The 6,302-nt window shown below is 62.3% G+C and carries 5 protein-coding genes; 1 reads left to right on the forward strand and 4 read right to left on the reverse strand.

Annotated features, from left to right (window positions below; translation table 11 throughout):
* Positions 1-32: 32 nt before the first annotated feature.
* A complete protein-coding gene (locus tag K6N12_RS10645; RefSeq protein WP_097625135.1) occupies positions 33-716 on the reverse strand; it encodes a L,D-transpeptidase in 684 nt (227 codons plus the stop codon).
* A gap of 179 nt (positions 717-895) precedes the next feature.
* Here K6N12_RS10645 and K6N12_RS10650 point away from each other — a divergent pair, with 179 nt between their 5' ends.
* The gene (locus tag K6N12_RS10650) at positions 896-1,390 is read left to right on the forward strand and encodes an MmcB family DNA repair protein (RefSeq protein WP_003589465.1); all 495 of its coding nucleotides are present in this window, start codon (positions 896-898) and stop codon (positions 1,388-1,390) included.
* A 12-nt stretch (positions 1,391-1,402) separates the two neighbouring features.
* On the opposite strand, the gene K6N12_RS10655 is transcribed toward K6N12_RS10650, so the two are convergent.
* The 3 genes from K6N12_RS10655 to hrpB all read right to left on the reverse strand — a co-directional run bounded on the left by K6N12_RS10655 (position 1,403) and on the right by hrpB (position 5,849).
* The gene (locus tag K6N12_RS10655) at positions 1,403-1,981 is read right to left on the reverse strand and encodes an ActR/PrrA/RegA family redox response regulator transcription factor (protein WP_097625154.1); all 579 of its coding nucleotides are present in this window, start codon (positions 1,979-1,981) and stop codon (positions 1,403-1,405) included.
* Positions 1,982-2,049: 68 nt separating this feature from the next.
* Positions 2,050-3,360: an ActS/PrrB/RegB family redox-sensitive histidine kinase gene (locus tag K6N12_RS10660; protein ID WP_097625136.1), complete on the reverse strand. Its 1,311-nt coding sequence runs from the start codon at positions 3,358-3,360 to the stop codon at positions 2,050-2,052.
* A 23-nt stretch (positions 3,361-3,383) separates the two neighbouring features.
* On the reverse strand, positions 3,384-5,849 hold the full coding sequence (gene hrpB / locus K6N12_RS10665; RefSeq protein WP_131710938.1) for an ATP-dependent helicase HrpB: 2,466 nt from the start codon (positions 5,847-5,849) through the stop codon (positions 3,384-3,386).
* Between the last annotated feature and the right edge of the window lie 453 nt (positions 5,850-6,302).

The following is a 6,302-nucleotide window of genomic DNA, read 5'->3' on the forward strand; positions in this document are numbered from 1 at the left end:
CGGCCTTTTTTATACCGAATTCGGTCTATACCCTATTGGATAACGACGACCTTGGACGTGCCCTTGCCGGGGCGGACGCGGCTGTAAAGGTCGATCACGTCCTGGTTCATCAGGCGAATGCAGCCCGAGGAAGCGGCGGTGCCGATCGAGGCCCATTCCGGCGTGCCGTGCAGGCGGAACAGCGTGTCCTTGCCATCCTCGTTGAAGAGATACATGGCGCGCGCGCCGAGCGGATTGCTGAGGCCCGGGCCCATGCCGTCCTCGACATACTTGGCGACGTCAGGGCGGCGAACGGCCATTTCCTTCGGCGGGTGCCAGGTCGGCCATTCCTGCTTCCAAGCGACGTAGGCGGTGCCGGCCCATGCGAAGCCCTGCTTGCCGACGCCGATGCCGTAACGCATCGCCTTGCCGTTGGCGAGGATGTAATAGAGGAAGCGCTCGCGCGTGTTGACGATGATCGTACCCGGGCGCTCGGTGGTCTGGTAGCTGACGACCTGGCGGCGGAACTGCGGCTTGACCCTGTCGATCGGGATCGCCGGCAGAGAATATCCGGCATCCTTCGTCACGCCATAGGCGTCGTTGAAGATCTGGGCTGTCTGTACGGTCGGGCCTGCGCCCTTGTCGTCGACGGATGCGCTGTCTGATGTCGAGGAGCAACCGGCCAGTGCGAGCGTCGTCAGCAGGCCAAATACCGGGAATGCATTGCGGATGCGCATAGATGACTCTTGAAGTTTTAGGGCAAGGAGAACAGTCTTTCGACCATCGTTGATTATGGTTTATTTTCGATTAACTTGCGCTTTGCAAGGCTACTGCAGCGCGACAAATCTGTCTGCGGCGCAAATTAGAAGCGCATGGTTTTTTTGCAACAACACGCCAGCCCCTACTGTGGTTATCCATGACGATTTTGAGCGTTTACAATAACAATCCGTTAATCGATGGCCGGCAATCGGACAGAGCCATGATGGTGCGGCGCGGAACGCAGATTTTGCTGCATGAAATGCGCCATGCCGTGCTGCCCGAACTGCCGCTGGCCAGCGGCCGCCGTGCTGATTTGATCACCGTTTCGGAAAAGGGCGAGGTCTGGATCATCGAAATCAAGACGTCGATCGAGGATTTCAGGGTGGATCGCAAATGGCCGGAATACCGGCTGCACTGCGACCGGCTGTTCTTTGCGACTCACGAAGGTGTACCGCTCGACATCTTTCCCGAGGAGTGCGGGCTTTTCCTCTCGGATGGTTATGGCGCCCATATGATTCGCGAAGCGCCGGAACACCGTTTGGCCCCGGCCACACGCAAATCCGTCACGCTCAATTTCTCGCGCGCCGCCGCGCAACGGCTGATGATGGCCGAATGGGCGAACGGAAAGCCGTTCACCGTCGATGATGTTTGACGGATGTCTTGGCTATTTCGGCGCGCGTTTGGCGAGGATGCGCTGCAGTGTCCGCCTGTGCATGTTGAGGCGGCGCGCCGTTTCCGAGACGTTGCGCTCGCACATTTCATAGACCCGCTGGATGTGCTCCCAGCGCACCCGGTCAGCCGACATCGGATTCTCGGGAAGTTCGGCCTTTTCGCCCGGCCTCTGCGTCAGCGCCGAAAAGACGTCGTCGGCATCCGCGGGCTTTGCCAGGTAATCGACGGCGCCGAGTTTCACGGCGGTCACCGCGGTTGCGATATTGCCGTAGCCGGTCAGCACGATGATCCTGGTGTCGTCGCGTCGCTGGCGGATCGCTTCGATGACATCGAGCCCATTGCCGTCGCCGAGCCGGAGGTCGACCACCGCATATTTCGGCGGCCTGCCTTTCGATTTCGCAACGCCTTCCGCCACTGATTCGGCCGTTTCCACCTGGAAACCGCGCGTCTCCATCGCCCGGGCCAGCCGGCGCAGGAACGGTCCGTCGTCGTCGACGATCAGCAGGCTGGCGTCGGGACCAATATGGTCTTCATCCCCAGCGGCGAAATTTTCGTGATTATGGTCTGTCATCGTCTTGGCCCTGGCGCGTGAACGCCCGATCTGCGTCAACCGCTTATATCCTACTTATGCCGACAAAGTCACTTTGTCGAATTTGCGTCGATCAGCATGCGCGGCCATTCGATCCGGATACGCGCCCCCGCACTTTCCGGGTCGCGATTCTCGAAAATCAACGATGCGCCCGAGCGCTCCAGCAGCGTCTTGGCGATGAAAAGCCCGAGCCCGAGGCCGCCCGCCGTATCCTCCTTTTGCCGCTTGGTCATATAAGGCTCGCCGATCCGCGTCAGAATATCGGGGGCGTAACCGTTGCCGTCATCCTCGATGACGATCAGCACTTTGTCGTGATCATGCTCGACGGTGATCCTTACTTTCTCCCTGGCATAATCGACGGCGTTTTCAATCAGATTGCCGAGCCCATACATGATGCCGGCGTTGCGGTCGGTCACCGGCTCGTCCTTGCGCGGGCTCTTTTCGATCAGCTCCAGCGTAATGCCGAACTCCCGGTGTGGCGCGACGATCTCCTCGATCATCGAGGAAAGCGGCAGGCGGCGCATATGCGCTTCTCCTTCCGAGGAAAGTGTCGTCAAGCGCCGCAGGATGTCACGGCAGCGCTCGCTCTGGCTGCGCAACAGCATCACATCCTCGCGGAAACGATCGTCGTCCTTGAGTTCGCGCTCCATTTCCTTGGCGACGACGCTGATTGTCGCAAGCGGCGTGCCGAGTTCGTGGGCGGCCGCAGCCGCCAGTCCGTCGAGCTGCGAAAGATGCTTTTCCCGCTGCAGCACCAGTTCGGTCGCAGCCAGCGCATCAGCAAGCTGGCTCGCCTCCATCGACACCCGATAGGCATAGAAGGCGGCGAATGCCATCGTCGAGGCGATCGAACACCAGACGCCGAACTGCATGACGTTGTGGACATTGATCTCGACGCCGTCGAACCACGGCAGCGGAAAGGGCGAAAAGGCAAGCACCGTGATGCAGACCATCGCGAAGCCGATCAGCGCCGTGCTGTAACGGATCGGCTGCGAGGCAAACGAGATGATAACAGGCACGCAGACGAGGGCTGCGAAAGGGTTGGCGAGGCCGCCGGTGATGAAGAGCAGCGCGCACAGCTGCAGAAGATCGAAGCCGAGCAGCGCAAAGGCGGCCGGCGGTCCCAGCCGGTGTGTCGGCGGATAGCGGATCGTCAGATAGAAATTCACCCAGGCAAGCGCGGCGATCAAAGAGGAGCTGGCAATCAGCGGCAAGGGAAATTTCAGCCAGAAGGCCACGATGAACACCGTCAGCGCCTGTCCGCAGACCGCAAGCCAGCGCAGCCGCACCAGCGTCTGCAGGCGCAGCCTGCGGCTGCTGTGCCGGTCTTCCAGCGCATGGCTTTCCGTCTTGTCGATCATGCCGAGGGCTCCTCAAATGGTCCTCATGTACCACGCGGTTTTGCCCGTGTCGTCGGCAATGCCTCTTGCGGCCGCTCCGGCCAGGGATGCCGCGGATAACGGCCGCGCATATCGGCGCGCACATCCTTCCATGAGCCGGCCCAGAAGCCCGGCAGGTCGCGGGTCGTCTGTATCGGCCGATGCGCCGGCGAGGTCAGTTCGAGCAGCAGCGGCAGGCGGCCTCCGGCTATCGCCGGGTGCTGCTTCAGCCCGAACAGCTCCTGCACGCGGATCGTCAGCACCGGCTCCTCGCCCTCATATTGGATCGGATGCCTCTGACCGGTCGGCGCTTCGAAATGGGTCGGCGCAAGTCGGCTAAGGTCGCGCTGCAACTCATGCGGCACCAGGGACATCAGCCCGTTCGAAAGCCCGGCTGCGGAAATCTCGGAGAGGCCGCGGGCCTCCGTCTGAAACGGGCCGAACCAGTCGTCCAGCCGGGAAAGCAGGGCATCGTCGCTGACATCGGGCCAGGGATCGCCGATCGTCCGGTGAAGAAATCCAATTCGCTCGCGAAGTTGCACGGCCTCCTTCGAGAAGGCGAGATGATCGAGCCCGAGTTCGCGCACCCCCTCCACCAGCGCCTGGGTGACGGCGGCGCCGGAAGGTCGGGGCAAGGGCGTCTCTTCGAAGACGATCGCACCCAGCCGGGTTGCCCGCCGCGCCCGTATCTGCCGGCTTTGCCGGTCGAAAAAGATCTGATCGCCGGTTCTGATCTCGTCGGGCAGCTCGGCTTCGATGTCGCCGCGTGTCACCTCGGCCGCCGCCAGAACCCGCGCCTGCGCCGCCCGCCCGGTGAGATCGCCTATGACAAGCATCTGGCTGCCGGCCAGCCTCTCGGTTTCCGGCAGTTCCGCGCCGCGCCCGTTCGCCATCACGAATCGGCCGCGCCCGCCGCGCTGAAGGGCGATTCGATCCGGGAATGCATGTAGCAGCAACCGGCCCGCAAGCGCCGGCGCCGTGGCGGTCACTCTGTCGAGGCCGCTTGCCAGCCGTCCCGCCAGCCGCCGCGAGGCCTCCGCTCTTTCGCCGCGCTCGGCCTTGAAGCGTCGCAGCCGCTCCTCGATATCGATGCTCGTCCCGCCCATTCCCTGTTCGGTCAGAAGCACGGCGATCAATGCCGCATCCCGGGCGTGCCCCGATTCGCCTGCAGAAACGACCATGGCGGCAAGCCGCGGCGGCAAGGCGAGATTGCGCATGACCTTGCCGCGCGCCGTCAGCGCTCCATCCTTGTCGAGCGCACCGAGTTGGCCGAGCAGCACGCGCGCTTCCTTAAGCGTCGTCTCCGGCGGCTGGTCGACAAAGGCAAGCGATCCCGGATCCTGAACGCCCCAATGGGCGAGATCGAGCACCAGCCCGGAAAGATCGCTGGAAAGGATCTGCGGCGGTGTGAAGGCCGGCAGGGCCGCCGTCTGTCCCTGGTGCCATAGCCTGACGGCGATGCCCGGTTCCGTTCGGCCGGCACGACCGGCCCGCTGATCGGCCGACGCCCGCGACACGCGCACCGTCTCCAGCCTCGTGATCCCGGTCGACGCTTCGAACACCGGCAGACGCTGCAGCCCGCTGTCGATCACGATCCTGACGCCGTCGATAGTGATCGAGGTTTCGGCGATCGACGTCGCCAGCACGATCTTACGCATTCCTTTGGGCGCCGGTCGTATCGCCGCGTCCTGCTCTTTCTGGCCAAGATTGCCATAGAGCGGCGCAATCAGTGTTTCGCTTCCGAATCGTCCCTGCAGGCGTTCCGCGGTTCGGGTGATTTCCGCCTGACCGGGCAGGAAAGCGAGGATCGAGCCGGTTTCATCGGCATGGGCATCAAGTATCGCCCGCGTGACCGCATCCTCGATACGCAGGCCGCCTGGTCGATCCTGGTAACGCGTATCGATCGGAAAGCTGCGTCCCAGGCTTTCGATGACAGGTGGATGAGAGAGCAGGGCCGCCACACGCTCGACGTCGAGGGTCGCCGACATAACGAGGATCCGCAAATCCTCGCGCAGCGCCGATTGGACGTCGAGCGCCAGCGCCAGCCCGAAATCGGCATCCAGCGAACGCTCGTGAAATTCGTCGAAAATCACGACCGAGACCCCGGCGAGTTCCGGATCGTCGAGGATCATCCGGGCAAAAACCCCTTCGGTCACCACCTCGACCCGTGTCGCCGCCGATATCCTGTTGTCGAGGCGCATGCGGTAGCCGACCGTGCCGCCAACCTGTTCACCGAGCAATGATGCCATGCGGTTTGCCGCCGCCCGCGCTGCCAGCCGCCGCGGCTCAAGCAGAATGATCTTGCCGTCGCCGCGCCAGGCCTGGTCGAGCAGGTAAAGTGGCACCAGTGTCGTCTTGCCGGCGCCGGGCGGCGCGGAAAGAACGGCGCGTTTCTGCTCGGCTAGGGCGGCGCCGACGGCCGGCAGGACATGTGAAACCGGAAGCTCCGGCAATGATGCACTGATTGTCACTTTCGTCCTGTCATCGTCTCATAGGCAAGGAAGGATGGCGCCGGCCAGCTGTTCGTCGTCGAGAACAAGCATCCTTCACTCCGCCGGATCGGTCTTTCCTCCGAGATTAGCGAGTGAGGCGCGCTATAGGCAAGCACCTGGAATTCCGCTTCGGGCTTCCCATATAAGCCTTGCTCCCTCGCCGAAGCCTTTCTCTGGGAATTCGGCAAAAGCGAATCTCAAAAACCGCCCGATTGGGCGGTGGATTTCTTCGTTTTGAGAGATGAGCGCTAAAAGCCCTTCATTTTCAACCTGTTACAAAAATGTCAAAAAACTTTGGGTATGTGTGTTGACTGTTTGGGAGGGTTAGTTCTATAAGCCCACTCACTGAACGAGGGCGGCGGCGCTGCTGGCGACGAAGTCTTTCGTTCTAAAGAAACTCAAGCGGATTGGCGATTGCTGGTTTGTGTTCTG

This window comes from Rhizobium redzepovicii (assembly GCF_019793435.1).
GTDB lineage: Bacteria > Pseudomonadota > Alphaproteobacteria > Rhizobiales > Rhizobiaceae > Rhizobium > Rhizobium redzepovicii.

Coding starts and splice junctions, on each gene's coding strand:
- K6N12_RS10645 (WP_097625135.1), bottom strand. CDS start 716: ATGCGCATCCGCAATGCATTCCCGGTATTTGGCCTGCTGACGACGCTC.
- K6N12_RS10650 (WP_003589465.1), top strand. CDS start 896: ATGACGATTTTGAGCGTTTACAATAACAATCCGTTAATCGATGGCCGG.
- K6N12_RS10655 (WP_097625154.1), bottom strand. CDS start 1,981: ATGACAGACCATAATCACGAAAATTTCGCCGCTGGGGATGAAGACCAT.
- K6N12_RS10660 (WP_097625136.1), bottom strand. CDS start 3,360: ATGATCGACAAGACGGAAAGCCATGCGCTGGAAGACCGGCACAGCAGC.